The following is a 26,347-nucleotide window of genomic DNA, read 5'->3' on the forward strand; positions in this document are numbered from 1 at the left end:
TTTCCATTTATTCTTTGTGGGAGGTGGTGCGCAGCAGGCGCACAGCGAAGAAAATGCTGCCGGCAATAGCAAGCAACCATACTATCGAAGCCACCAAGTCTATCTTTTGCCCTTTTTCATAAGAAGCGGGCCGGAACTCGAAACGCACTTCGTGCTTGCCGGCGGGGATACGCAAGGCACGCAACACATAGTTTGCCCGCAGTATTGGGGCTTCTTTGCCATCGATGGTTGCTTTCCAGCCTTCGGGATAGTAGATTTCCGAAAATACAGCCAGTCGCTCGCGCTTCGATTGCGTTTCATACACATAGCGATGCGGCTCTTGGTGCACGATGCGTATGTATTCGCTTGAGTCCACGGGGGCAGGCTGCAGCCCTTCCAAGGCTGTTTGATATTCTTTGCGCAGCACTGCTTCAACGGCAGGTTGCAGCTCTTTAAGTGCACGGAACTCTTCGTCGGCATTGCTTGCCCACCGCCAGCGCTCTACCCACCAGGCAGCGCCCAGGGCCCCGTCGTTGCGTTGCACTTGGGTTTGCCCTTCGGGGGTTTTTACGATAACATACTTGGTGTTGAGCATATCGTAGATGTGCCATTGTTGCCGGCTCAGGTAGCCTTCTATCAAATCCTGATAGATGCGCAATTTGGCCCCATGATAGCCGCCCACCGAGTTGTGCCAATAAGAAGTAGTGGCATCGTTGAATGGGCTCACCGTCAGGTTCAATACCCGGAAATAGCTTGAGTCTTGCAGTATTTGCTTATCGGCTTCGGTAGGCTGCCAGAAACGTTCTTTTTCATATTTCGAACGGAAGTCTTCTTTGTTCAAATACTTCTTATCCACTGCCCACAGGTCAATGAGGCAAAGCAGAGCCAAGCCCCACCAAACGGCTTGTTGGCGCGGCTGACGTATAAGCCACCACAAGAGGCCGGCTGCTACAGCTATAAAGAAGAAACTACGCCATGCATCGGCTTGCATCATGGCTTGGCGGTCTTGGCGCAGCGCTTCCATAATAGCCCATGCCTGCCGTTCGTTGCCGAAGGCTTGGGTAAGATAGCCCATCAGTTGGGTGTCTTGGGGGGCAGAGAAGTTAAAAAGCAGCCCACCGGCTATTGCCAAAAGCAGTGTCAGTCCGCCAAGCGAACCGGCGGCATAGATGAGCATGCGCCGGTTGTGGTCTTGCCATCCGGCTTGATTCTGTTGTTCGCGCCACTCTTTCCACCAGAGGGCTATCATGAGTCCCATGGGCAGAGGCAGCAGGGTGAGTGTCATGGTGACTGCCCGGAACTTGTTGAAAAGCGGAAAATAGCGGAACATCAACTCGTTGAACCATAGCCAGTTTTTCCCCCAAGCAATCATGAGCAACAACAGCACCGATGCCATAGCCCACCAGCGCAAGGGATGACGGCTGCTCAAAAACGCAAACAGGAATATCAAAGCAAAAGCCGCCCCCAAGTAAGCCGGTCCGGCGGTGAAGGGCTGCTCGCCCCAGTACAAAGGCAATTGACGAACAAAGCCGGCCGCCGTGGCAGGGGGAACCCCCAGCTGTACCAGTGCCTTGTAGGTGCCGGACTGTTGGTCTAAACCGGACATGCTGCCCCCGCCCATGAAGTGGGGGATAAGCAAGGTGAGGCTTTCGGCTTTGCCATAGCTCCATTGGAAGGCGTAGTCCATATCCAAGCCGTCGCTTTGCGAGGCAGCTGCCTGCAGCGAGTCTTTCTTTTCAGGCTCGAGCACTGCCAAAGGGGTGGTTGACAGCTCCGGTTTTCCGCGAATGGAATAGCGGCTATATTCATAAGTAGTAAGCAGGCGGGTACTGTAAGTGCTCAGTGCCAAGCCGGCCGTTGCTACAAGCAACAGCGAAGTGAAAACGAAGGGCTTCCATGCTTTGGCACGCAACTGCAAATACAATTCAAAAAAGAAATACAGCAGTAGTATCAAAGCCCCGTAGTAGCTGATTTGTATGTGGTTGCTGTAAAGGTGGATGGCAGTAAAAAACAGTAACAGCGACAATGCCAAGAGGCGGTAAGCACGGCTTTGTTGCCGGTAAGCATAAATAACGCTGCCTACCACGGCGGGTAAAGTGGCTATGGCAATGACTTTGGAGATGTGCCCCGCTTCTATACTGATGATATTGTAACTGCCAAACGCATAGGCGAGCGCACACACCACCGCCACTGCCGGTGAAGCGCCCAGCAGGCAAGCCGCCAAATACATGCACAGCATAGCCCAAAATAAAAAGTTGGCGGGGTTGAGTCCCATGTCGAAGAAGAGCACCCGCCCCAAGGTGGTGGGAATGCTTGCCGGCGTTTGCATATACACAAAATAGCCGGGCATGCCGCTAAACATATTGTCTGCCCAAAGGGGCTGCTCGCCTGTTTGCCGGTGAAACACCTCGTTTTGGTGCGAAGCCGCTTCACCTTGCAGTATATCGTGCTGAAGCAATATTTTACCTTGCAGCACTTCCGGCATGTAGGCGATGGCTATGAGTAAAAAGAGAAGGGCTACTCCTGCATGAATGCCTATACGTTTCAGATTCATATTGAACTAAGGTTTGTGATGGCTATGATGATGAAATAAAAGCCGGGTGGGCAGTGAATGCAACCAAACGGTCTTCTTGCAAGACAGGTACTACCGGATAAAGGTCTTCTTGCAGACAGAACTCAATATCTTTTTCTATGCCCAACCGCTTGAGCCGCTGCACATGCGAGCAGTGGCGCATGATTTCCATTTTATTGTGGCGGTGCAAGCGATACAGGTCGGCAGCCATGAGGGCGGCATCGTCTTCTATGGTGGCATGAGGCATGCCTGCCACCACAGCACCGGCAAAGAGCGTATCTTCCATGTTGACACGCCCTTTCCAGCCGGCGCACAAAAGCAGCACGTCCCGGTTGATTTTCCGGAGAGTATCGATGACCGCCTGTTTGTTCAAAAAAGCCCCTGTCAGTATGTGTGCGGCTTTGCCTTTGACCGCTTCGATAGCCGTGGTGCCATTGGTGGTGGTAACCACCAGCGTTTGCCCTTTGAGCCGCTCTTGCATATAACTGAAAGGCGAGTTGTCCAAATCGAAGCCTTCTACTTTTTGCCCGTTTCGTTCGGCAGCTGCCAAATAACCTTTTTGCTGCCATTGACGACAGCGCTCTACTTCCTTTACCGGTATGATGGCTTTTACGCCGTGGGCAAAAGCAGTGACCATGCACGAAGTGGCACGCAGTACATCGATAACTACCACACTCTTGCCCCCCACATCATAGCGGGGCAGCAAGTCCGGCGACATGCATACTTCTATTTTCATGCTGCAGTGTTGCTCTTTTTATTTTTTTATAAAAGGCGGTTTCACCACTTCTATTGCCAGTTGGCGCCCGCGCATATTCAAGAACAAGCGTGTGCCTTCTGTTGTCAGTTCGGTAGGAAGATACGCCAAACCAATGCCTATATTGAGCGAAGGTGAGAGTGTGCCGGAGGTTACCGTGCCTACGGTTTCACCTGCTTCGTTTTGAATTTCGAAGCCTTGCCGGGGCACCCCCTTGTCTAACATTTTGAAGCCGGTAAGACGCCGCTTAATGCCTTCTTCTTTTTGCTTTTGCAAAAGCTCATCGGCAATGAAACGTTTGCTGAACTTGGTTACCCAGCCCAAACCGGCTTCGAGGGGCGAGGTGTGGTCGTCTATGTCATTACCATAGAGGCAATAGCCCATTTCCAGGCGCAGCGTGTCGCGTGCCCCCAAGCCGGCCGGCTGAATATTGAAGGCTTTGCCTGCTTCGAAGATAGCATTCCACACTTCTTCGGCGTGTTGGGCAGGTACATACAACTCGAAGCCGCCCGCACCTGTATAACCGGTTGCCGAAATGATGACTTCACCCACACCGGCAAAAGCGCCGATTTCAAAATGATAGTAAGGGATATTGTTCAGACTCACGTCGGTAAGGCTTTGCAGGGCGTCGGCAGCACGCGGTCCCTGCACGGCAAACAGCGCCACTTCTTCCGACACATTGCGCATGTTGGTTTTCGGGAAGCGGCTACGTTGCTGCTCCAGCCAGTTCCAGTCTTTTTCTATGTTCGACGCATTGACCACCAACATGTACTCTTGGTCATCGAGCCGGTACACAAGCAGGTCATCTACGATGCCCCCTTGTTCGTTGGGCAGGTAAGAATATTGCGCCTTGCCTATGCTTAGCTTGGAGGCGTCGTTGGCGCTTACCCACTGAATGAAATCCAGTGCCTGTTCGCCACTTACCAAAAATTCGCCCATATGCGATACGTCGAAAACGCCCACGTTTTCACGCACATTCAAATGCTCTTGCTTTTCGGAGCCGTAGCGTACGGGCATTAAAAAACCGCCAAACTCTACCATTTTGGCGCCCATGGCTTGGTGCACATGCTCCAGCGGTATGTGTTTTACTTCTTGTGCTTGCATAGATGCGTTGTTTTAAGAAAGATAGTTTTTCAAAAATAGAAATAATCAAACAAAAAGACACGGCTTGTCTCTTTTCTTGGAATATCTTAGCGCCCGGTGGCAGAGGCAGGACGTATTTTAAAGCTCCTGCGGTGCCATATGGTCAGGCCGTACCGGGCAATGGCTTGCTTGTGGGCAGGTGTAGGATAACCCACATTCTGCGCCCAGCCATATTGCGGGAATTCAGCTGCAAGACTTTTCATCAAATTATCACGATATACTTTTGCCAATATCGAAGCGGCGGCAATGGAAGCATACCGTCCGTCGCCTTTTACCACGCACCGGTGTGCTACAAAAGGATAAGGCTTGAAACGGTTGCCATCGACCAGTATCAAGTTGGGCGGGGGCGAAAGGTGCGCAAACACTTCGTCCAAGGCACGATGCATGGCCAGAAAGGTAGCTTGCAGTATGTTATAGCGGTCTATTTCTTCTACCGATGCTTCGGCAACGGCATAAGCCAGTGCCTGCCGGCGAATGGCTTTGGCCAGTTCGATGCGCTCTTTTTCTTTCAGCTGTTTGGAATCGTTGAGCAAGGGCAGGTCGAAAGTATCGGGCAGCACCACGGCGGCGGCTACCACCGGACCGGCCAGGCAGCCGCGCCCCACTTCATCAACCCCTACCTCTATGCATGTTTGAGTATATCGCGGAAGTAACATCTGTCAATGGCGCACTGATTGAACCAACAAAGGTACACAGAATGCCCCGCAGTAGCAACGCAGGGCAGGCAGCGGGCAAGCCTGTCCCTGTTTTTGAGTATATTTGTTTGCTTGCAAGCCAAAAAACGCATGGAAAAAAACGCAGCTTCTTTTTGGGATACGCCCATTGCTTATTTGAAAGGTGTGGGACCACAACGGGCGCAGATGCTCAACACCGAATTGGGAATTTTTACTTTCCGTGACTTGCTGGAGTTCCTGCCCTTTCGCTATGAAGACCGCACTTCTTTCAGCACGGTGAAGGCGTTGAATGTTGAAGAAGACCGTTATGTGCAGTTGCGCGGATTCCTGCGTGCTATAGAAGAAGCAGGCAGCGGCAGCAAACGACGTTTGATTGCCTATTTTCATGACGGCACCGGCACCGTGGAGTTGGTTTGGTTCAAAAAAATAGATTGGATAAGAAAGCAGTTGAAGCCGGGCGTAGAGTATGTGGTGTATGGGCGCGTGCAGGAGTTTCAGAAGGCGTACTCTATGCCACACCCCGAAATAGAACCTTTTTTGGGCGAAGAGCGGCTGGGCTTGCGCCCTGTGTATCACAGCACCGACAAGCTGAAACGCAAAGGATTGGACAGCCGTGGCATCAGCCGCCTGATTGCCCATTTGCTGCCTATGGCATTGCCCCACGTGCAAGACCCCTTGCCGCTGTCCATCCGGCAACGCTATGGCCTGTTGCCCAAAGCAGAGGCATTGGCACAGCTGCATTTCCCAAAAAACAAACAGCTTCTGGAGCAAGCACAAACCCGCATGAAGTTTGAAGAAATATTTTTCTTTCAGCTGTATTTGGTGCAAGCCAAGATTTACCGGAAACAGCATTTTGCAGGGCAAGTATTGAATAAAGTAGAGCTCTCGCGGCGCTTTATCGAGGAAGTCCTGCCTTTCCGCCTGACAAACGCACAACGCCGTGTGCTGCGCGAAATTTATGCCGACATGAAGTCGGGCAGGCAAATGAACCGCCTGGTGCAAGGCGATGTAGGCAGTGGTAAAACTGTGGTGGCTTTTATTGCGGCGCTCATTGCCATAGACAGTGGGGCACAAGCCTGCTTGATGGCACCAACCGAAATATTGGCAGACCAGCATTATAAAAGCTTTTGTGAGTTTGCCGAAAAACTGCCGGTCAAAGTAGCTAAGCTCACAGGCTCTACTCCTCAAAGCGAACGGCGTGCCTTGCTTGCCGCGCTACAAGCCGGCGAAATTGATTTACTGGTGGGCACACACGCACTTATCGAAGACAGCGTACAATTCAAAAACTTGGGACTTAGCATCATCGACGAGCAGCACCGTTTCGGTGTGGAGCAGCGCTCCAAGTTGTGGCAAAAGAACGAAGGTGTATATCCGCACGTGCTGGTGATGACGGCAACGCCCATTCCCCGCACGCTGGCCATGACTTTTTACAGCGATTTGGATGTATCAATAATTGATGAACTGCCACCGGGGCGCAAGCCGGTACGCACCATTCACCGCTACGACAAGCACCGCCTGAATGTATTCGGTTTTGTGCGCGAAGAGCTGAAAAAAGGCAGACAGGCTTATTTTGTCTATCCTTTAATTGAAGAATCGGAAACCTTGGACCTGAAAGACCTGATGGATGGCTATGAAAGCATCCGGCGGGCATTCCCCGAGTATCATGTGAGCATCGTGCATGGACGCATGCGTCCGCAAGATAAAGACTATGAAATGCAGCGTTTTGCGCGGGGCGAAACACAAATCATGGTGGCCACCACGGTGATAGAGGTGGGCGTGAATGTGCCCAATGCCAGTGTCATGGTGATTGAAAATGCCGAGCGCTTTGGCTTGGCTCAGTTGCACCAGCTGCGGGGCAGAGTAGGGCGGGGCGCCGAGCAGTCTTATTGCATACTGATGACAAGTAACAAGCTAAGCAGTGAAGCCCGCCGCCGTATAAAAACCATGGTTGAAAGCAACGATGGTTTTGAAATTGCCAATGTGGATTTGGAAATACGTGGTCCCGGCGACATTACGGGCACTCGCCAAAGCGGTGTGAGTTTGATGTTCACCAATTTGGCTAAAGACTACCCCGTCATTGAGAAAGCCAAAAAGGCAGTGGAAGAATTGCTTTCAACCGACCCGGCTTTGCAGGCACCGGAATATGCGCTGTTGCGCAAGCACGTGGAAAAACAAGCAGCTGAAAAGCTGAATTGGGCGCGCATCAGCTAAACACAAGCTTCAATACTCTATGCCCACCACAATGACATCGTCGATTTGTGGACTTTTGCCACGCCAGCGCTCAAAGGTGGCAAACAAAATATCTTTTTGCTCTTGCATCTGATAAGACGATATATCCACAAGCAAGCTCTCGAAGCGTCTTTTGGAGAATTTTTTCCGGCTCATTCCATTAAACTGATCCATGAAGCCATCGCTGAACATATATAACTTGTCACCGGGATGCAGGGCAATGGTTACCTCATCAAACGATTTGTTCTGCTGGGCATAACCGGCAATGAGGTCGCGGCTGGTTTCCCACTGCTGCAACTGCCGGTTACGAATGAGCCACAGGGGGCGCTCGGCACCCGCAAAAGTGAGCACATCTTGGCTTTTGTCAATCTTGCATAACGCCAGCACCATGCCGTCATAGCTTTGTCCTTGTTTCCGCTCTGTATCGTCTTGCCCGAGTTGGGCGCGCAAATAGGCATCCAAGCGTTCCAGTACTTCCTTGGGGCTTTGTGTTTTTTGTTGTATGACCACGCTATCCAGGGCATTTTTAGCCAGCAAAGCCATGAAGGCACCCGGCACACCGTGACCGGTGCAATCACCCACTGCAACCCATACGGTACTGTTTTCTTCATATACCCAATAAAAATCCCCGCTGACTATTGCCTTGGGCAGATAAAGCACGAAGCCATCCCGGCATACCCGTTTCAGCTCTTTTTCCGGTGGAAGCACCGCCGTTTGTATTCGCTTGGCATAGTTCAGGCTGTCCATCATGCTTTGGTTGAGCTGTGTCATGTATTCTTTTTGCATTTGCAGCTCAATGGTACGCTCTTGCACACGCGCTTCCAAAGTGGTGGAAAGGCGCTCGGCTCTATGAAACGCGTCAGAAAAAATTTGTGCAAGGGCTATAGACTGCGTCAGCAAGAAAAGAAACATGCCCATTGAGGCTGTATTGCCATAGGGCAGCGGCACTACACTAAGGAAAAAGAGCACTTCCAGCCCCACCAAAAGCGCCACCAAAATGTAGCCCAGCATGAGCCAAGAAGCGCCACTGCGTTTTTTACGCCAGGCTTTGTAGGTAAGTACAATCACATAGGGATAGACAAAAACAAGCATCAGATACAAGACCGGCAGCAGGTAGCCGTAAATGTAAGCAGGCATCAACAAAGTGATCAGCATCATGAGCCCGGAAAGCAATAATACCAGGCGCTCTACCTTACGCCTTCCCTGCATGGGGAAAAGGCTATGCACAAACAAGACGGTAAGAGGTGTGCCTAACAACACACTTAGAACTTCCAGCCGGAGCAGCACATGAAATGAAGCAGCAGGAAGCAAATCAAAAACCACTTGAGTGCCGGAGTTGACAATGGGGATTCGAATCAAAAAAAGCAAGCAAGCCAAGGCAAGGTAAACCACAGCCCTTTTGTGGTAGGTGGGCATAAAGAAATAGAGCACCAGGTGATAAAAAAACATAAAGAAAAGCGCCCCCATGACGAATATTTCCCATTGGCGCCCGCGATTGAACTTTTGCTTCATGGCTGCCCGGGTGCCTATCATGATGGGCAAATACACCCCCGAGCGGTTGTAATGAAAATTGCTTGCCTGGATGACTATATGCAAGGTGTCGCCCAGCGATTTGGGCAGACTGACCCACCGCCGGCGATAGTCAGGCACTTCCTTTTCCCGGCTTGTGGCCGGCATGCCGCCTTTTGCCAAGGTGTCGCCATTGACAAGGAGCAGATAAGCACTGCTGATGTTGGGCATTTCCAGCATCCATTCGTCTTGGCAGGCAGGCAAAACCACTTGAAGATAGTAGGTGCCGTACCCAAAGACGCTGTACCCATAATCCCCCCAATCGGCAGGTAAGTAAAAAAGCGTATCCGGTTTTTGTTTTGCAAGATCCGGAAAGCCAAGATGGCGCTGCCAAAAGAAAGCCCAAGGACCACGAAGCGTTTGTATTTCCAGGCTGTCTTTTACATGAAACGTAGCTGTTTTTTGCTGACCGAAAACCGGCAAGCTTGGGCGTATCAAGCATGCACAGAGCAGCAATATGTATAGCATGCGCTTTTGCATCAGCGATCTACTTCACCCATGACCAAATCCAGGGAGCCGACAATGGCCATCAGGTCTGCCAGCATAACCCCCCGGCACAACTCAGGCAACACCGATAAGTTCACAAAACAGGCCGAGCGTGCCTTGCAGCGGAAAGGAATATCGCTGCGCCCGTCGCTACGAAAGAAAAAGCCCAGTTCGCCCTTGGGGTTCTCGGCTCGCACATAGAAATCCATGGCTTTGGGGCGTATTTTTTTAGGCACCATCGCTTGCGGATCAAAGGCGGGGCTTCGTTTGTGCTCTTTCTCAAGGCGCTCCACACACTGCTCTATGATTTTGATGGACTCATAGCATTCGAGCAAGCGCACATAGGTGCGGTCCCAGCAGTCGCCCGTGGTGCCCATGAGCCCTTGCCCTATGGGAATATCGAATTCCAATTCAGGATAAACGGAATAGCCCTCTACGCGCCGCAAATCATAGGCAAGCCCCGAGGCACGCAGCATAGGACCACTCACGCCATAGTTGATGGCTACCGGCAGTGGCAACACCCCCACGTGGGCCGTGCGTTCAATGAAAATCTTATTTTCAATCAGCAACTGTTTTACCTCGTCAAGCCTTGGTTTTAAATAATGAACGAACTCCCTGCATTGGGCTTCAAAGCCTACGGGAAGGTCATAAAACAGGCCGCCTACCCACAGGTAGTTGTAAAGCATGCGCGCGCCGCTTACCCACTCCAGCAAGCGCAGGATGTGTTCCCGGTCGCGCATCAGCCATAGAAAAGGCGTAAAGGCGCCGATATCCAGCCCGTAGGTACCTATGGCAATAAAATGCGAAGCCAGCCGGTTCAGCTCGGCAACCAACACCCGGATGTATTCCACCCGCTTAGGTATCTGCTCATGAATACCAAGCATGCGCTCGACACCCATCACAAATGCATGTTCCGAATTCATGGCAGCCACGTAGTCCATGCGGTCAACAAAGGGAATGATTTGGTTGTAGGGCAGCGATTCGGCATGCTTTTCAAAGCAACGATGCAGGTAGCCAATATGCGGAACGACTTCTTTGACTATTTCGCCATCGGTGAGGACCTCCAAGCGCAGTACACCATGCGTGGAAGGGTGCTGCGGTCCTATATTCAGTAACATTTCTTCCGTGTGCAGACACTTTTCATCGATTTTATTGGGCTCTGAGGCAGAGAAGTGACTGTCTTGGTATTGGTATTCAATGCGACGACTCATAAGGTGACCTCCTGTTGTAGATGTATTAAAATAAGAATTTTTTATTAGTTTGTACAAGTAAAAGGAATGCTATTCGTCAATGAAGTTGGAATTATGACTCAATCACGCATTAGGTACTTGCTGCCGGTCTTGCTTGCTTGCCTCTTGGCAAGCTGTGCCGCACAGAAAAAGAGCTCCGGCAAATCTACACAAGGAAATGAAGAGGTGGTACGCGAAGCCCAAAAATATTTGGGGCGCCCTTATCAGTATGGCGGCACAGGCAACCGGGGATTCGACTGCTCCGGTTTGGTGTGTACCGTGTATAAAAAGGTAGGTGTGGATTTGCCCCGAACGGCTTCCGAACAGATGAAGGTGGGCAGGCAAGTGAGTGTACGCGAAGCCCGCCCCGGTGATTTGGCTTTTTTCAAGCCTTCTAAATCCAGCCGGAAAGTAACGCATGTAGGCATTGTAAGTCGTGTGGAGTCGCCCGATAAGATATGGTTTATTCATGCCTCTACCAGCCGGGGCGTTATTGAAAGCAGCATGACGGAAGGTTATTGGAAAAACCTGCTGCTTCAGCTAAGAAGGATTAGGTAATTCTTTTACTTTTTGGTATTTTCATGCATACACAAACTCAAAAATTTACTTTACCCTAAACACGCGTACCTATGGAAACAGTAGAAAGCTTCGTAAAGAAAATGGCAGCAGAGCTGCAAATAGATGAAGAAAAAGCGCATCAGGCTTTTCAGTTGAGCCTGGCTTTTGTGAAAGCGAGAGTGGGCAATGCCGTCCACGTCAAAATTGACAATGCCGTTACCGGTGAGCCGGAGCCAACATTCAACGATAAAATCGAGGACTTTGCCGAAGAAGCTGCCGACACCTTTGAAAAGGTAAAAGAGGCTGCCGGCAAGAAGTTCGAAGAGTTCAAAAAAAGATTTACTTCATAACTTTCCGGTGTGCCTTATCGTACAAGCCTTGTAGCAATTACACTTGCCTGCAAGGCTTTTTGCTTCCATTTATGATACTCTAAAAAAGAAATGACTGCCATGAAGCAGCTGTGTTTATGTTTGCTTTTGCTTGCAGGATTGGCCGCCCAAGCACAAGAAATAGAAAAAGAAACGGTCTATACGCTCAGCGAAGGGGAGGTGTTGGCAACCAATGAGAGCAACTTGCATTTATACCTCTCAAAGATGGGATATGTGGCCGTAATAGACAACCAATTGCAGAAGAACAGAAAATACATCATCAACCGGGGCATTTATGGTCCTTTCGAGCGGCGTTCCATCGCGCCGCCTACACTCACCGATAAGCATTGGTGTTTTACCGATACACAAAAAGACAGCAATGTGGTGATTTTCGATGGCTACAAGGTGTATAAACATCCGTCGAGCCAGCGCACCTTTGATGCACGAATTACCGACTACCTGCAGAGTTATATCATGTATAACGAGCGCTTGTCTGAATACAACATACAAGTCAACGGGCGTTCACAAGGACCATTTCCCAACTTGATTGACTATTATCTCAGTAATTATGGCGACAGCTGGGCAGTGGTTTTTTTCGAGAACGACGGCAACCGCTATGAGTATTACGTGCAATTTAGCAATGGCAATTTGCTTGGACCTTTCGAACAGATTTATCAATTCGTTTTTCTCGATATCAACCAATGGATATTGATGGCTAAAAAGTTCAACACCGAACCTATTGTAGCCAGCGGTATTGACGAGGCTTCCATGCAAGAAACCGAAGAGTTGGTGGAGCGCTACTCGATTATTACCAACAAAGGTGATTTGGGACTTTTCGAACGTAAGCTGGTTGGTGATTACGACTATGAGCAGTACAACCGCGTGGCTTATACCACCCACAACTATGCCGTGAATGTTATCAAAGACCAAAAAATTTACTATTTGGTCAATGGGCAGTTGTTTGGTCCCTATGAAGACTTTGTAAAACAGTATGACCTTGGTATTAAACCCGACCGCTTCAACTACGTGGTGGGGGCAGACCAGACGCTTTATTTCCGTGGGCGTAAAGGCTTTTCGAGCAATGTGCAGTACTTCAAAGTGAGCGACAGCCGCAACAGCGTGGCAATTGTAAAGCCCAACCCTGATACCGGCAAAGACTCTTTGGTTATCAACGAGAAATACTATGTGGGCGAATTTTACTCTATTCTTGACATCAAATTTATTCCCAATACCGAAGATTTCTATTTCTGGAGCTTCAGTGAAACGGCTTTCGATACTTACCAGCTAAACGCTTATGTGGATGGCCGGGTGGAATATATGGGTGAATACTCGCTGATTATCGATGTGTTGACCGGTTATCCTACCGTGTATTTTACCCCCAGTAAAAAGCACTGGGCTTTTATCTATCAAGATTTGAATACACAAGAATACAAGATGGTGATTGACGGCATAGAGTATCCGGCCGGCATATTGCCCAAGGTGGTAGTGTATAAAGACAACGACGGATTCGAATATGCCGCATGGCTTGATCTTGACGGCAATAAGCTTGTATTAAATAAGTTGAAGTTTCAAGACTAAGCGCTTTTTGAAGTTATATTCCTGTGCCGCTTTTTTGCTCTAAGAACAGATGCAGTACCCACAGTGCCCACAAGCGTCTGTAAAGTGAGTGGTTCCCTTTTTCGAAGCCTCGTTTCAGCTTCGTTACATAAGCAGCTTGCACTACGCCATGCTTGCGCACAATATTTTCGGACAGGCCATCCCAAAATAAATCTTTCAATTCGCCTTGCATCCAGGCAGCCAAGGGGATGGCAAAGCCCTTTTTAGGGCGTTCGAACAAAGCGGAAGGCAGGTAGTCATTTAAAAGGCGGCGCAGTAAATACTTTCTTTGTCCTTGCCTGTACTTCAAGTGGTCGGGCAGCGAAAGGGCGAATTCTGCAATGCGATAGTCAAGCAAAGGCACACGCACCTCCAGGGCTACCTGCATGCTTGCCCTGTCCACTTTGGTGAGCAGGTCGTCAGGGAGGTAATAATGCAGGTCGAAAAGCGCCTGCCGGCAGGTGGCAGACAGACCGGGTGGCATGGCCATTGATGGTAGGCCGTAGTTTCCGGGCGAGGCGCACAGCAGGCTGTCGATTTCTTGCAGGCTGAAAAAACCTTGTTCTTGCGAGAACAAGTGCCATGGTTTTAAATCTTCGCTTTTCCACCGGCTCATGGCAGCCAGCTTGCGTAAGCGGCGTTCCGGTATGAAACCAAGCAGCGGAAGCAAGGGGCGTGCCCGGCGAAACCACTTCTTTGCGGTCCGTTCAGCCCACTGATACACACCGTAGCCCCAAAACAGCTCATCGCCACCATCGCCACCTAAAGCTACGGTTACGGAACGCTTGGCCAAAAGGCTCACCAATAAGGTGGGCAATGCCGACTCATCGGCATAGGGCTCGTCATAAATATCAATGATGCGGGGAATATAGTCGATGGCGCGCCGTGCCGATACGTAATCGGTGTGGTGTTCGCTGCCCAGCGCTTGTGCCACTTGCTCTGCAAAAGGCGCTTCGTTGAATTGTGCTTCTTCGAAGCCAATGGAAAAAGTTTGCAGGCGGTGCTTGCTTTCTTGGGCGGCCACCGCAGCCACCAAGCCGGAGTCGACACCACCACTAAGCAGCACGCCCACCGGAACATCGCTGATAAGACGGTAGCGTACCGAACTGCTAAGCAGTTGCTTGAGTGTGTGTTTAGCCTCTGTTTCTGTCCAATGTGTTTGTATTTGCGCAAACTGCCGCGCTTGCCAATAATGCTCGATTTGCAGCTGCTGACCGTGCCATTGCAGCTTACAGCCGGGGGGCAGCTTGTACACTTGCCGGTAGATGCTCAGGGGGGCAGGTATGTAGCCGAGATGCAAAAAAGCCGCTATTGCTTCTTGACGCAGCGCCAAGGGCAATTGCATTTGTTCGATGCCCTTCAGCTCGGAAGCAAAAGCCAAAGTATGGCCGTCGAAATAATAGAAAAGAGGCTTGATGCCCAGGCGGTCACGCCAGAGCGTCAAACGTTGTTGGTGCCGGTCATAAATGGCAATGGCAAACATGCCGTTGAGATGCTGCACGAAGTCATCGCCTAAGCGGGCATACAGCTCAATAAGCACTTCCGTATCGCAGTGTGTGCGCAGGTGAAGCCCAAACTGCCGCCCCAGGTCTTGATAGTTGTATATTTCGCCATTGAAGACGCACACATAGCGCCCGCACCGGCTAAACATAGGCTGGTTGGCTTCGGGGCGCAGGTCTAAAATGCTCAGGCGGCGGTGCCCCAAACAGATGTCATGCTCCTGAAAAAAGCCTTCGGCATCGGGTCCCCGGTGTGCCAGGGCATCGAGGGCTTGGGTAAATACTGCTTTTGCCGGCATGTGCTTGCCGGCCAATCCTATGATTCCGCACATGTCAGCCTATCCGGTCTCCGGTTTTAAGTTGGCACTCATGGATGCGTCGTCGCAGACGTTTCTGCCAAAAAAATCCATTTTTAAAAAAAGCACGCAAGTGGGCGCCTGCATTTTGCCAGAATTGCTCCCAGCGGCTCATGCCATAGCCTATGTCTTTGCCAATCAGTATGTACTCCAGCCCCATGGCGGCGGCTTGCTCTTCGGCACAGCGGTTGCCATAAAGCACACTGCCGGGGTTTTGAATGTAAACTTGAATATAGTGCGTGCTTGAGTCGCCCACCACTACGCGGTCATCGCCGGTCATTTTCCACTCCACTTCTTTTCCCGTAACCATGGACTTCTCTTTGACCACCTTGGCAGGCTGCTGCTCCTGTGCCAAAACCTGTGGTGTGCTGAGGGAAAAGAAGAGAACAACCAATAAACGGCTGCCTATGATTTTTTGAAATGATTCCATCCTTGCGCTTCTATTTTAACCAGGTTACCACCTCTTGTTTGTAAGTACGTACCTTCGCTCGGATGGGTTAGGTATCCAATAGGTACGATATCGGGGTGGTCTTTCACTTTTTCAAAATCAGACGGCGAAAGGGCGAACAACAGCTCATAGTCTTCACCACCATTCATGGCACAGATGGTAGGGGCTATTTTGAACTCATTCACGGCTACCTCATAGGTCATGCGGTCAATGGGGATGCGCTCTTCATACACCAGTGCACCGGCATTGGACTGTGTGCACAGGTGCAGGATTTCCGACGCCAAGCCGTCTGAAATATCGATCATGGCAGTGGGGATTACCTCCCGTTTTCGAAACTCTTCGACCATATCAAGGCGTGCCTCGGGGCGCAGCAAGCGCTCTACTACGTAGTCGTAGGGGGTGAGGTCGGGTTGCTGCTCCGGATTGGCTAAAAACACCTGCTTCTCGCGCTCCATGATTTGCAAGCCTATGTAGGCAGCGCCCAAGTCGCCGGTTACACAAAGCACGTCATGAACACGTGCCGTATGCCGGTAGGCAATGCGTTGGGCACTTACTTCGCCCTCAATGGCTACATTGATGATTAATCCACTGCGGGAAGAGGTAGTATCGCCGCCTACCAAATCCACACGATAGCGCTCACAGGCTATCTTCATGCCTTCGTACAACTCTTCAATGGCTTCTACCGAAAAACGATTGCTCAGGGCTATGCTCACCACGGCCCGCTTGGGGTAGCCGTTCATGGCAACGATATCCGATACATTCACGGCAATGGCTTTATAGCCCAAGTGCTTGAGTGGGGTATAGCCCAAATCAAAATGAATGCCCTCTGCCAGCAGGTCGGTAGAAAGCAGCCCGTAGCGTTCCTCGTCGATTTTCCAAACTGCCGCGTCATCGCCAATGCCTTTTAGTGTGGAAGCATGTTGGCGCGTTTCGTATTTTTTCAGACGCTCAATCAATCCAAATTCGCCCAGTTCTGCTATCTCTGTTCTTTTCATAGAGCTGTCGTTTCTTTTTTCTGTTTAAAATGAATACCATATGATTGCAGGCGCTTTAAAGCCGGCTCGTAAATTTCGGCATGCACCGGTGCCTGCACGCCACGTAGAGAAAGATTGCCCTCTATAAGCAGCTCGGCAGCTATGCCCAAGGGCAAGCCCACGGTTTTGGCCATGGCTGTGATGCCATTGGCTTCACCTTCCACTACCAGCTCGCTGACCTCGCGTTGCCGCTTGCCATTGAGTTCAAACTCTATGTCGTGTTGCATCACAATCATATCGCGGTCGCCGGCTTGCAATGCCCATTTTTGTTCGAGAAGCAACTGTAGCAAGGCCGCCGGTGTCATTTGTGCCGAAGGCGCCGGCACCGGCTCTTCTTCGAAGAGTCCCAACCACTGCAGGCAATGCATTTCGTGGCTGCCGGCAGGGATTTGCAAATAACGCAGCACTTTCTCTTCTACACTCAACTGCGGGTCATAGGGCAGGAAAGCATTGACCAAGGCACGCCAAGTCAGATTTTTGGTTTCTATCAGCAGGGCATCGTTGGTTAGTCCCAATTGCACCAGGCAGTTCCAAGCACTGCAGAAACCACGGCGCCGGATGGTACCGCGCAGCATGGTAGCCACATCCTGCAAACCATACAGAGGCATGTAGTGCAACGAATCGCGGTTCGGATACGCCTCAAACTCCCCGTATCCGTCTATATGAATGGGTTGCACTCTTTTGAACAACTGATGATAAGGCACATATTTGTAATCGCCCTGCTCGCGATACATGGCCGGCGTGCCTTGCCCGGCGAGTACTACATTGCGCGGATTCCATGTAAATTTATAATGCCAGGGGTTGTTGTCATAGGCAGGCGCGATAAGCCCACCGGTGTAAGAACGGAAAGCCGTGATGCGGCCGCCCTCTTTCCGGATAGCATCCATCATCTGCATGGCAGACATGTGGTCAATGCCGGGGTCAAGCCCCATTTCGTTGAGCAACAACACGCCGGCATCAAGAGCAGCCTGATGCAAGGCGGCCATCTCAGGCGAGATATAAGAGGCGGTAATCAAGTGCTTACGGTGCTTTACGCACAGCTCTGCCACATAGAAGTGCATGTGAGGCGGCAATAACGAGATGATGACATCGAAAGACATTAAAAAACGCTCGGGCATTTTATGCGGGTTCCAATCCAGGGCTTCCGCCTGCAGTTCCGGATAGGGTGCCAGCTGCTTATCCAAAAAATCTTTGGAAACATCGCTGACAGTCACCTGCCAGTGTGCGGTGCGTACCTTTTCGGCTAAAAAACGGATGAGCGCGGCAGCCGAGCGCCCTGCACCTATTAATAATACTTTGCCTTTCATTCTTTTATGCGATTTCAACAAATTGCTGTATATTCGTAAAAGAGACTATCGAGCAAATGTACTACATTTCAATGAGCCAAGTGGCTTAGGCGCCTCAAATCATGGTCATAATATGGAAAAAACACGTAAAAAACAGCAACTATATACCGTTTTTACTTTGGTGTTGCTTACCATTTTACTTTCGGTGGTGTTCACGGCTGCCTGGTTGTATGTGCGCTTCGACAACTACCGGCAGGCTCAACAGCTTTTGGAAGTAGGGCAGCAGGCAAACATCACTTTGCAACAACTCTTCATAGAAGCAGAACAAGTAGCCGGAGGCAACGAAAACCGGCGTCGCAGTTTGCAAGAAGAACTTACCTCTTATGCAGTCCTGCTGAACGCACTGGACAGGGGCGGCGAACTGGAGGTAGGCAACCAAACCATAAACCTGAAGACCGCCGTGCCGCAAGAGGCGCGTCCTTTATTGCTCAAAATAAAAGACAGGTGGCAAGCTTATCGCGCATATGCCGACACCTTGGCTTCACAGCCGCTGTATTTGATTGAAAAACAAGAGGCGCCCGAAGAGCTGAGCCTTGACATAGACCTTGAGCAGGCAATAGAAATTCAAGGCGGTGAAACCAAGCGCCTGAATCCTGCCATCACGCGGTCTATCAATTATTTGCGGGCAGAAACTTTTGTGTTGCTGGCATTAAACGCCAAGTTGAATCAACAATTGCAAGCGTCGCTCAACGAAGCGCAAGGGGCTTTTTACTGGAGCATTGTGGGCTTCGTTGCCATCAATCTTTTGGTGCTCTTGCTGGCTGCATTGTTTGTGCGCAGTCGCTTGGTGCATCCTTTGCAGAGCCTGTTGCGCAAAGCCAAGTCAATCGAAAGGGGCGATATATCCGGGCAAGCAACACCAATGGACGACGACAACGAACTAAGCGAAATAGCCCGGGCTATTGAGCGCATGGAGCGCAATATCTTGAACACCTCTTCGCTTATCAAGGCTTTGGGGCGTAGTCATACGGCTACACAGGTGCCTTACAAGCAGAAAATAGACATGCCCGTGTTGGCAGAAGCAGTAGAGAGTGTTCAGTTGCGCTTTACAGAAGTGCAGGAAGAAGAAGAACACCGCGCATGGGCTTCGCAGGGCTTGTCTGTGTTCGTAGATATATTGCGTGAATATGGAAACCAAGATATTCAAACGCTTAGTTATGCTCTTATTTCCCGCTTGGCAGAGTATGTGGGAGCCGCCCAAGGGGCACTCTATGTCATGGAAGAGGATGAAAACCGACGAACCGGTGAAAAAAACATTTACGCCGAGTTGAAAGCCTGCTATGCCTATGGGCGTCAGAAGTTCATAAAAAGCCGGGTATATCCCCGCGAAGGCGTTTTGGGACAAGCCCTCGCCGACGGTGAAACCATTTACATCACCGATGTGCCCGAGGGTTATTCCGAAATCCACTCAGGCTTGGGAGGGGCCGAGCCCCGTTCCATTCTGATTGTTCCGCTCAAGCTCAATGAGCTCTTGGTGGGTGCCTTAGAGTTGGCTTCTTTCCATGAGTTCAAGCCTTACCAGATAGAGTTTATTGAGCGCATTGCCACCAACATTGCTTCTACCATCAACAACGTAAAAGCAAACGAACGCACGCGCTTGTTGCTGAAACGTCAAGAAGATGTAGTAAACGCACTGCGCCAACAGGAAGAAATGCTCACACAAAACATGGAGGAGCTGCGGGCTACACAAGAAGAAATGGAGCGCAATCAGGCAGCATTGGCAGCGCAATCATTTGCTATTGGCAGCTCTTTGCTCAATATTGAGTACGACCTTTACGGTAGTGTGTTGAATGCCAACGCTTTGGCTTGCGAAGTGCTTGGATACAGCCTTGCAGAGTTGAAAGAAAAAAATCATCGCCAACTGGTAGATACCGAAACAGCGTATAGCCCTGAATATGAGGCTCTATGGCAAGCACTGCGCGAAGGCGAAGCTCAAAAAGGGGAGTTCAAGCATGTGGGGAAAGATGGGAAAGAAGTATGGCTGCAGGCTACTTTCGTACCGGTGCCCGACCAGCGTGGAAAGGTAGAAAAGGTGCTCTTCCTTGGGTTTGATATCACCGAGGAGAAACACAAAATATTGGACTATGAGGCACAACTTCAAGCCATTTACCGCACCACAGCAGTCATATCTTTCGACCTGCAAGCCAATATCACAGATTTGAACGAGCTGGCACTTCGCCCATTGGGATACAATAAAAGCGATTTGCTGGGCAAACACCTTAGTTGGCTCAAAAACCGCACGGTAGCCGAAGATGAAGATACCAAACTGCTGTGGCGAAAACTGAAGGGGGGCATGGCAGAGTACGGCGAGTATTGCTTCTATGACCATGAAGGTAAGGAGTGCTGGTTTGAAGGGAGTTTTAACCCGGTGCTTGACCCCAACGGCAATACCACCAAGGTGATGTTTTTTGGCACCGACATCACGAGCCGCAAAGAAGCCGAACGTCAGATGCAAGAAGCGCAGCGCCGTGCCTACATTCAGCGCGAAAACCTGCTGGCGCTTATCAACAATACCGAAGACCGTATTTTTTCCATAGACAAAAACTTTTTTGTAACCATCATCAATGAGAATGCCCGCCGCATGTTCCGCCAAATTGGCCGCGATGTGCACGAAGGCACCAACATATTGGATACCTTGCCGCACGACAAGTACGATATGCTTAAAGAGCCCTACCAGAAAGCATTGAAAGGGGAGACCATCCGGGCGGAAGAGAGCTATATGGGGGCTGACGGGCGCGAAATATACTTGCTGGTAAGTTATACCCCCATCCATGATGATGAAGACAGGATTGTAGGTGTAACCGTGTTTGCAAAAGACATCACGGAACTAAAACGCCAAGAAGAAGAGTTGCTGCAAGCCAAGCGCAAGATAGAAGAAAAAGAGATGGAAGTAGAGGCGATTCTGAATGCGCTTGACTTTTATATCTTTACCTTCGATACGCGCATGAACCTTACTTTCTTCAATAAAGCAATTGCTGATGAAGTCTTGAAGCGGCGCAACATCCATATTCGTGCCGGTGAGTCTGCCATAAAGAAAATCCATGAGTTTGAAGAAGCAGACTACTGGCAATCACTTTATGAAAGGGCGTTGAAAGGCGAAATTATTGTTACCAAGCGCGAAGTAGAAAAAGAAGGAGAGAAAGTAGTGCAAAATATCCGCATAGAGCCGCTGCGCAATAAATTTGGTAAAGTATATCGTTGTGTGGTTATCATTCAAGAAGACTAACCTCCCTATATGAAGAAAGACTTTCAAATTCGACTGGATGCAACTTTATATGAATGCTGGGAAGACCTGCCCGCAGACTACCGGCAGCTCATTTTAGAGGCGCGCAAAGCCACCGATGAATCCTACGCCCCTTATTCTCAATTCCATGTAGGCGCTGCCATCTTACTTGCCGATGGCAGCATGCTCAGAGCAAACAATCAAGAAAATGCTTCTTATCCCTGTGGGGCTTGTGCCGAGCAAAGCTTGCTGTACTATTATGGCACGCGTGCAAAACAATCGCCCATTGTGGCGATGGCAATCACTGCCCGGCGTGCCGGCAGCCAAGAGTTCATAAAGATAACGCCTTGTGGGAAGTGCCGCCAAGTGATGCTTGAAACCTATCACAGACAAAAGCAAGCATATGTGATATTGCTCGAGTATGGCAAAGGGCAGTTTTTGAGCCTTCCGTCAATAGAAGTACTTTTGCCCTGCAATTTCAACCCCGAAGTATTGCAGGAAAATAACCCATAACGTATGAGTACACACACAACACTGCCCAAAATCAATTTAAAAGACTATAACTACGACTTGCCCGAAGAGCGTATTGCACAAAGTCCGGTAACGCCTCGCGATCATGCCCGCCTGCTCTTTTACCGTGCCGGCGACATTCAACACCATTTTTTTTATGAGTTGCCGCAGCTTTTGCAGGCAGGCGACGAACTGGTATTCAACAACACTAAAGTTATTCCTGCCCGGCTCTATTTTCAGAAATCCACGGGGGCTGTCATTGAAGTGCTGTTGTTGCACCCCGTATCACCCGGGAAGTTGGTGGCTGTCAATATGGCGGCACAAGAAACCTGTAGCTGGCAGTGCATCATTGGAAACAAGAAGCGGTGGAAAGGCTTCCTAAGCCGCCATTTTACAATCAATGGGGAAGAAGGTGTCATTTTTGCCGACCTCGAAGATGCCGAAAACAATATTGTGCGGTTTCACTGGTCGCCTGTTTCTTTTACTTTCAGCGAAATAGTGCAGGCGCTGGGCAAGCTGCCCTTGCCCCCTTACATTAAACGCGAGTATGACGACATAGACAAAGAGCGTTATCAAACGGTCTATGCACGTAGCGAAGGGGCAGTGGCTGCGCCTACAGCAGGCTTGCACTTCACGGAAGAAACCCTGCACGAGTTGGCACAAAAAAAAGTAGGCTATAATGAAGTGACCTTGCACGTGGGGGCCGGCACTTTTCAACCGGTAAAGCATACCGAAGATGCTCTGGAGCATCCTATGCATGAAGAGCAGATGGTAGTGGCGCAGGGCACCGTTGAGCGTCTTCTGCAAGCCAAAGGGCGCATCATTCCCGTCGGAACCACTTCCATGCGTACCCTTGAAACGCTTTACTGGCTGGGCGTGCAGTGTTACGAAGGGGAGGCGCCCAACCTCAATGGCTTTTATTTGGACAAGCTCTTTGCCTACCGCCATGCAAAAAGCAACCTCTCCGCTCAAGAAGCACTGGAAACCTTGCTTGAAACTATGCAAAAGCAAGGAGTGCAGCAGCTGGTGGGCGATACGCAAATTTACATTGTGCCCGGTTATCGCTTCCGCTTGTGCCGTGGACTGATTACCAACTTTCACATGCCGCAAACCACCCTCATTCTGTTGGTGGCTGCTTTCATCGGTGACGATTGGCGTCGAGTGTATGAAGCCGCTTTGCACAAAGGATATCGTTTTTTGAGCTATGGCGACTCTTCGCTCTTGTTACCGGCTTTTTCGGAATAACTCAACGCTATAAAAAAATAGATGCTTATGGGGGCAAATTTATTTTCAAAAGGTTTGAAAAAAGGTGCGCAAGCCGCTGCTTTTATTTCCAAGATAGTCTTTATCATCAGCTGGCGGGCTATAGCGCTTGCGCTCTTGGGGCTTGTTATCAACTTCACCCTTTATGTGTTTAGCGACACCGCTCTGCTCTACCTCACAGGCAGCGTGTATGTGGGCTTCCTGTGGCGACTGCTGGGATACGTATTCATTTTCTTGTTTTTCTTTCTCTTTCCCGTGTTTTACATCTGGGTTTCTTGGAGCTGGGGCATCGCCCATGCCGTGCATTATATCTTTACCAAAAGCATGGAAGGATTTGTACGCTATTTTGTGGATAAGTTCGTGGATTTTGTGTTCAACAACAAGGCTATCAAGGAAAAGGTGGAGCATGGACTTACGCGCAGCCTGTTATTTGAAACCTTGCCTAATTATTTGGAAAAGCTTCCGAATGTGCCCCGGCTGCTGCGCCCGGTGGTGCACATTGTCATCAGAAAACTGAACTTGCAGGAAGTATTTACTTTGGCAGTACAAAAAAACGAAGACCAGATAGACAAAGAGGGAATAAGCAGCAAGCTGACCGAACAAATCATGAATAAGTTGCCATCGGTGGTAAAAACGCCTTCACTGGTGCCTTTCTTTTTTGTTCTGGGTGCCAACTTGGCTCTTTTCATCATTATTCAACTTATGGTTATGTAGGCTTTATGAAACCGGAATTCAGTCGTTACTTTTTGTTTGCTTATGCTTTGCTGGGCGCCATGCACATCCTGTTTCATGAACACGAAACAGTTCACCACCTTAGCAAGCCTTTTTTGATGCCCTTGCTGCTGCTGTATGCGCTAAGTGCATTACGTAAGTTGCCGGGCTGGCTTGTCATCGCCCTGCTTGCTTCTTGTTTGGGCGATAGCTTTCTGATGTATGAAGCACGCAAGCCTGTGTACTTTGTATTGGGGCTTGGCAGCTTCCTGATAGCCCACCTTGCCTATATCATTCTTTTTATCAAGACATCAGAACCTGTTTCATGGCAGTTACGTATAAAAAAACGTGGGATGATATTAGCCATGTTATTGGCTTATGCAGCAGTATTGCTTGCCTTATTACTGCCGCGGACGGGCGCCTTGCAAATCCCTGTCGTTGTTTATGCCGTGGTGTTATGCGCAATGGCAATGACTGCCTTCTTGCGCACGAGCAGCGGCCTTTCGGCGCATGCTTTGTTGGTAGCTTTGGGAAGTGTGCTGTTTGTTATCTCTGATTCATTGCTGGCAGTGAACAAGTTTGTCTTTGCTTTACCTTATGCCCCTGTGTGGATAATGGGCACCTACCTGACTGCTCAATATTGGATAGTCCGGGGAATGGTCATTTACGAACAGGAAAAGAGTTTGCTACAAAAGAAGGAATAACCGGCAGGCATATGTTGAGTTTTGCAAGATTTTTGCGTAACTTTAAATGAAAGAAAGAGCAGGTGAAAAGACTATTTTCCATAGGTATTATCATTGGCTTGCTGCTTCCGCTCTGTTTGCATGCTCAAAAGCAGCGAAGTGCAAGCATGGATGCCCATATTGTGCTCAAGGCGGCAGAAGTGATGCCTGAGCCAATAGGTGGATATGAGTCTTTTGATCGCTATCTTCAAGAAAATATTCGCTACCCCCTGCAAGCACTTGAGAATAAAGTAGAAGGTTATGTGTTCGTGCGCTTTGTAGTGCGTGAAGATGGCTACCTTGTCGAACCTGTCATTACCAAAGGATTAGGATACGGCTGTGATGAAGAAGTACTGCGTGTCATAAAAAATGCCCCCCCTTGGAAACCGGGCAGGGAGGGCACTCAGCTTGTACCGGTAGAAATGACTATTGCCGTTTTGTTTCGTCTCCCGCGTTAACTCTTTTGATTTTCAATAAGTATTGTTTGCTTACTTGTTGTTTCCGGGTGGCCGGATTCAAAAATGGCAGAGTGAGTTCTGTAACCGGAAAGCGCTCCAGCTCCATCACGATTTCATAAGAAATGCCCATTTCGTCGAGCAATTCTTTATATGAAGCGTCAACATACAGATAGAAGTCTGCTGTGCGTGTTTTTGTAAACGATTGCAGAAAAGATTTGCCGGCTTCTTTTTCCATCACCTTTTTTTGTGCCGCGTCTTGAATGTCCATTTTCTCAAGGCGCACCTCAATGCTATCCTTTAAGTCGGGAACAATGTACTGTGCATAAAACTCCAGCGAGGGGTGGTAAAAAGAAAGCAAGGCATAAGTGTTGTTTTGTAGCTTGTTTTGCCGCAAATACCGGCCTACAATACTCGGGGCTTGATACCGTAGCAAAGCGGGATATACATGGGCATTGAGAAAAATATTCACTACACAAATGGCAACAAAAGAAGGAATCAGTACTTTTTCATGAGGTAGCGTAGCATAGCGGTAACTTAGTACATACAGGGCAATACCTGCGGCAACACATGCCCATCCCCACCATGAATGCAGAGGAAATATCCATAAAAGCATAGTCAAAAGCAGTAACAGCAGTAACAGTTCTATAAACCGCTGCGTATATCGCAAACGTATGACCACCTTTTGCCATTTGAGGGCACGCCCCAGTATCACTACCCATTTGGCAGTAATGAGTGCTATCAGTGGAAACACCACAAAGGTATAGTGTGGCAACTTGAACTTAGACAATGAAAAAGCTATAAAAACCAAGGTAAAGCCCCCCCATGCAATGAACTCTTGCCGCTTGAGCTTACGAAAACGGTAACGCCACACGCGGCGGCTCTCTAAAACATAGGCAACCACTGCGAGCAACGACCAAGGCAAGAAGCTCCAGAAAAAGCTATGTACGAAGAAAAATAAACCGGCGTCATTACGCCAAGGGTTTTCCCCCGTAATGCGGCCAAAGCTTTGTGTCCAGTAATAAAAACGCAAGCCCGATACACCCTTTTCCGGGTGGGCATCGAATTGTTCATAAAGACCAATGCTCATGGGAAGCAATATGATGGCTACTATCACCATCACATACAGCCAAGCAGGTCTAAAAAACTGCTTCCATTCTTTACGCCAAATCAAATCGAAGCCCAGGGACAAGGCAGGAGCCACCAGACCAATAGGACCTTTTGCCAGCATTGCCAGCCCCACACCTATGCCTATGCCCGTAAGAGAGCGCCATTCAGGATGCCGCAGATAAGCTGCCGTTTGCCATATGGCAAAAGTTACCCATGCAGTGAGCATGGTGTCGGTCCGGATGTCATGATTCATGAGTATGGACGCCTGACAGCTTGCCCATAGCAAAGCAGCCCAATAGGCTACCTGCTTCGTATAGTAAAGGCGGGCAAAGCGATACAGGGAATAAACGCCAATCAATGAAACCAAAACCGGAATAAGACGGTAACTCCAGTTGCTTATACCAAATAGCTTAAAAGCAACAATCGATGTCCAGAAGAGTAGAGGGGGTTTATCTAAGTAGTCACTGCCTTTGTAAGTGATTTGTAGAAAGAGGTCATGGGCAAGCATTTCCC

General features: G+C 49.6%; 21 protein-coding genes (1 of these 21 cut by a window edge). 10 read left to right on the forward strand and 11 right to left on the reverse strand.

From position 1 onward, the window contains the following. Positions 1–7 precede the first annotated feature (7 nt). From QVE43_RS09235 to QVE43_RS09250, 4 genes are all read right to left on the reverse strand, one after another. Positions 8–2,533: a YfhO family protein gene (locus QVE43_RS09235; protein WP_288006362.1), complete on the reverse strand. Its 2,526-nt coding sequence runs from the start codon at positions 2,531–2,533 to the stop codon at positions 8–10. 22 nt (positions 2,534–2,555) lie between these two features. Next, a complete protein-coding gene (locus tag QVE43_RS09240; RefSeq protein WP_051633260.1) occupies positions 2,556–3,287 on the reverse strand; it encodes a 2-phosphosulfolactate phosphatase in 732 nt (243 codons plus the stop codon). An 18-nt stretch (positions 3,288–3,305) separates the two neighbouring features. Next, positions 3,306–4,409, reverse strand: coding sequence for a glycine cleavage system aminomethyltransferase GcvT (gcvT, locus tag QVE43_RS09245; protein WP_288006365.1), 1,104 nt, complete (start codon positions 4,407–4,409; stop codon positions 3,306–3,308). An 86-nt stretch (positions 4,410–4,495) separates the two neighbouring features. Continuing rightward, positions 4,496–5,104: a ribonuclease HII gene (locus QVE43_RS09250; RefSeq protein ID WP_288006368.1), complete on the reverse strand. Its 609-nt coding sequence runs from the start codon at positions 5,102–5,104 to the stop codon at positions 4,496–4,498. A gap of 129 nt (positions 5,105–5,233) precedes the next feature. Here QVE43_RS09250 and recG point away from each other — a divergent pair, with 129 nt between their 5' ends. After that, the gene (gene recG / locus QVE43_RS09255) at positions 5,234–7,333 is read left to right on the forward strand and encodes an ATP-dependent DNA helicase RecG (RefSeq protein ID WP_288006371.1); all 2,100 of its coding nucleotides are present in this window, start codon (positions 5,234–5,236) and stop codon (positions 7,331–7,333) included. Between the two features lie 9 nt (positions 7,334–7,342). On the opposite strand, the gene QVE43_RS09260 is transcribed toward recG, so the two are convergent. Further along, positions 7,343–9,388 (reverse strand): PP2C family protein-serine/threonine phosphatase, encoded by a 2,046-nt coding sequence (locus QVE43_RS09260; RefSeq protein WP_288006374.1) that lies wholly within the window; start codon positions 9,386–9,388, stop codon positions 7,343–7,345. A gap of 11 nt (positions 9,389–9,399) precedes the next feature. Continuing rightward, on the reverse strand, positions 9,400–10,617 hold the full coding sequence (locus tag QVE43_RS09265) for an NADH-quinone oxidoreductase subunit D (RefSeq protein ID WP_038031344.1): 1,218 nt from the start codon (positions 10,615–10,617) through the stop codon (positions 9,400–9,402). Between the two features lie 93 nt (positions 10,618–10,710). On the opposite strand from QVE43_RS09265, the gene QVE43_RS09270 reads away from it, so the two are divergent. The 3 genes from QVE43_RS09270 (at position 10,711) to QVE43_RS09280 (ending at position 13,139) form a co-directional block, all read left to right on the forward strand. Beyond that, on the forward strand, positions 10,711–11,193 hold the full coding sequence (locus QVE43_RS09270; protein ID WP_288006378.1) for a C40 family peptidase: 483 nt from the start codon (positions 10,711–10,713) through the stop codon (positions 11,191–11,193). A 71-nt stretch (positions 11,194–11,264) separates the two neighbouring features. Beyond that, a complete protein-coding gene (locus tag QVE43_RS09275; protein WP_038031348.1) occupies positions 11,265–11,543 on the forward strand; it encodes a hypothetical protein in 279 nt (92 codons plus the stop codon). Between the two features lie 99 nt (positions 11,544–11,642). Continuing rightward, a complete protein-coding gene (locus QVE43_RS09280) occupies positions 11,643–13,139 on the forward strand; it encodes a hypothetical protein (RefSeq protein ID WP_288006382.1) in 1,497 nt (498 codons plus the stop codon). A gap of 13 nt (positions 13,140–13,152) precedes the next feature. Here QVE43_RS09280 and asnB read toward each other — a convergent pair whose 3' ends face one another. The 4 genes from asnB to QVE43_RS09300 are packed head-to-tail and all read right to left on the reverse strand — an operon-like array spanning position 13,153 to position 17,801. Then, complete coding sequence (gene asnB / locus QVE43_RS09285) at positions 13,153–14,988, reverse strand: asparagine synthase (glutamine-hydrolyzing) (RefSeq protein WP_288006385.1); 1,836 nt, start codon at positions 14,986–14,988, stop codon at positions 13,153–13,155. 1 nt (position 14,989) lies between these two features. Then, positions 14,990–15,442 carry a hypothetical protein gene (locus QVE43_RS09290; protein ID WP_038031354.1) on the reverse strand — a complete coding sequence of 151 codons (453 nt, stop codon included), beginning with the start codon at positions 15,440–15,442 and terminating at the stop codon, positions 14,990–14,992. Then, positions 15,418–16,455 carry a thiamine-phosphate kinase gene (gene thiL, locus QVE43_RS09295; RefSeq protein ID WP_288006389.1) on the reverse strand — a complete coding sequence of 346 codons (1,038 nt, stop codon included), beginning with the start codon at positions 16,453–16,455 and terminating at the stop codon, positions 15,418–15,420. The genes QVE43_RS09290 and thiL overlap by 25 nt, the downstream gene beginning before the upstream one ends. Next, complete coding sequence (locus QVE43_RS09300) at positions 16,452–17,801, reverse strand: saccharopine dehydrogenase C-terminal domain-containing protein (protein ID WP_038031358.1); 1,350 nt, start codon at positions 17,799–17,801, stop codon at positions 16,452–16,454. Before QVE43_RS09300 ends, thiL begins: the two co-directional genes overlap by 4 nt. 112 nt (positions 17,802–17,913) lie before the next feature. On the opposite strand from QVE43_RS09300, the gene QVE43_RS09305 reads away from it, so the two are divergent. The 6 genes from QVE43_RS09305 (at position 17,914) to QVE43_RS09330 (ending at position 24,727) form a co-directional block, all read left to right on the forward strand. Further along, entirely contained in the window at positions 17,914–21,066 is a 3,153-nt protein-coding gene (locus QVE43_RS09305) for a PAS domain S-box protein (protein ID WP_288006392.1), read from the forward strand. A 9-nt stretch (positions 21,067–21,075) separates the two neighbouring features. Next, entirely contained in the window at positions 21,076–21,576 is a 501-nt protein-coding gene (locus QVE43_RS09310; RefSeq protein ID WP_051633261.1) for a cytidine deaminase, read from the forward strand. A gap of 3 nt (positions 21,577–21,579) precedes the next feature. Then, a complete protein-coding gene (locus tag QVE43_RS09315) occupies positions 21,580–22,818 on the forward strand; it encodes an S-adenosylmethionine:tRNA ribosyltransferase-isomerase (RefSeq protein ID WP_288006394.1) in 1,239 nt (412 codons plus the stop codon). A 27-nt stretch (positions 22,819–22,845) separates the two neighbouring features. After that, positions 22,846–23,550 (forward strand): hypothetical protein, encoded by a 705-nt coding sequence (locus tag QVE43_RS09320; RefSeq protein WP_288006396.1) that lies wholly within the window; start codon positions 22,846–22,848, stop codon positions 23,548–23,550. A gap of 5 nt (positions 23,551–23,555) precedes the next feature. Continuing rightward, positions 23,556–24,251 carry a lysoplasmalogenase gene (locus QVE43_RS09325; RefSeq protein WP_288006399.1) on the forward strand — a complete coding sequence of 232 codons (696 nt, stop codon included), beginning with the start codon at positions 23,556–23,558 and terminating at the stop codon, positions 24,249–24,251. Positions 24,252–24,313: 62 nt separating this feature from the next. Continuing rightward, positions 24,314–24,727: an energy transducer TonB gene (locus tag QVE43_RS09330; RefSeq protein ID WP_051633263.1), complete on the forward strand. Its 414-nt coding sequence runs from the start codon at positions 24,314–24,316 to the stop codon at positions 24,725–24,727. On the opposite strand, the gene QVE43_RS09335 is transcribed toward QVE43_RS09330, so the two are convergent. Then, on the reverse strand, positions 24,696–26,347 hold the 3' portion of the coding sequence (locus QVE43_RS09335; protein WP_288006402.1) for a glycosyltransferase family 39 protein. It continues 121 nt past the right edge of the window; 1,652 of the gene's 1,773 nt are visible here — the last part of the coding sequence; its start codon lies beyond the right edge, outside the window; its stop codon occupies positions 24,696–24,698. The two genes, QVE43_RS09330 and QVE43_RS09335, sit on opposite strands and share 32 nt — an antisense overlap.

Origin of the sequence: Thermonema sp. (assembly GCF_026003375.1) — a bacterium.
GTDB classification, from domain to species: domain Bacteria; phylum Bacteroidota; class Bacteroidia; order Cytophagales; family Thermonemataceae; genus Thermonema; species Thermonema rossianum.

What these genes read in the sequence shown, in the direction of transcription:
- QVE43_RS09235 (WP_288006362.1), bottom strand. Translation starts at nt 2,533, where the DNA reads ATGAATCTGAAACGTATAGGCATTCATGCAGGAGTAGCCCTTCTCTTT.
- QVE43_RS09240 (WP_051633260.1), bottom strand. Translation starts at nt 3,287, where the DNA reads ATGAAAATAGAAGTATGCATGTCGCCGGACTTGCTGCCCCGCTATGAT.
- gcvT (WP_288006365.1), bottom strand. Translation starts at nt 4,409, where the DNA reads ATGCAAGCACAAGAAGTAAAACACATACCGCTGGAGCATGTGCACCAA.
- QVE43_RS09250 (WP_288006368.1), bottom strand. Translation starts at nt 5,104, where the DNA reads ATGTTACTTCCGCGATATACTCAAACATGCATAGAGGTAGGGGTTGAT.
- recG (WP_288006371.1), top strand. Translation starts at nt 5,234, where the DNA reads ATGGAAAAAAACGCAGCTTCTTTTTGGGATACGCCCATTGCTTATTTG.
- QVE43_RS09260 (WP_288006374.1), bottom strand. Translation starts at nt 9,388, where the DNA reads ATGCTATACATATTGCTGCTCTGTGCATGCTTGATACGCCCAAGCTTG.
- QVE43_RS09265 (WP_038031344.1), bottom strand. Translation starts at nt 10,617, where the DNA reads ATGAGTCGTCGCATTGAATACCAATACCAAGACAGTCACTTCTCTGCC.
- QVE43_RS09270 (WP_288006378.1), top strand. Translation starts at nt 10,711, where the DNA reads ATGACTCAATCACGCATTAGGTACTTGCTGCCGGTCTTGCTTGCTTGC.
- QVE43_RS09275 (WP_038031348.1), top strand. Translation starts at nt 11,265, where the DNA reads ATGGAAACAGTAGAAAGCTTCGTAAAGAAAATGGCAGCAGAGCTGCAA.
- QVE43_RS09280 (WP_288006382.1), top strand. Translation starts at nt 11,643, where the DNA reads ATGAAGCAGCTGTGTTTATGTTTGCTTTTGCTTGCAGGATTGGCCGCC.
- asnB (WP_288006385.1), bottom strand. Translation starts at nt 14,988, where the DNA reads ATGTGCGGAATCATAGGATTGGCCGGCAAGCACATGCCGGCAAAAGCA.
- QVE43_RS09290 (WP_038031354.1), bottom strand. Translation starts at nt 15,442, where the DNA reads ATGGAATCATTTCAAAAAATCATAGGCAGCCGTTTATTGGTTGTTCTC.
- thiL (WP_288006389.1), bottom strand. Translation starts at nt 16,455, where the DNA reads ATGAAAAGAACAGAGATAGCAGAACTGGGCGAATTTGGATTGATTGAG.
- QVE43_RS09300 (WP_038031358.1), bottom strand. Translation starts at nt 17,801, where the DNA reads ATGAAAGGCAAAGTATTATTAATAGGTGCAGGGCGCTCGGCTGCCGCG.
- QVE43_RS09305 (WP_288006392.1), top strand. Translation starts at nt 17,914, where the DNA reads ATGGAAAAAACACGTAAAAAACAGCAACTATATACCGTTTTTACTTTG.
- QVE43_RS09310 (WP_051633261.1), top strand. Translation starts at nt 21,076, where the DNA reads ATGAAGAAAGACTTTCAAATTCGACTGGATGCAACTTTATATGAATGC.
- QVE43_RS09315 (WP_288006394.1), top strand. Translation starts at nt 21,580, where the DNA reads ATGAGTACACACACAACACTGCCCAAAATCAATTTAAAAGACTATAAC.
- QVE43_RS09320 (WP_288006396.1), top strand. Translation starts at nt 22,846, where the DNA reads ATGGGGGCAAATTTATTTTCAAAAGGTTTGAAAAAAGGTGCGCAAGCC.
- QVE43_RS09325 (WP_288006399.1), top strand. Translation starts at nt 23,556, where the DNA reads ATGAAACCGGAATTCAGTCGTTACTTTTTGTTTGCTTATGCTTTGCTG.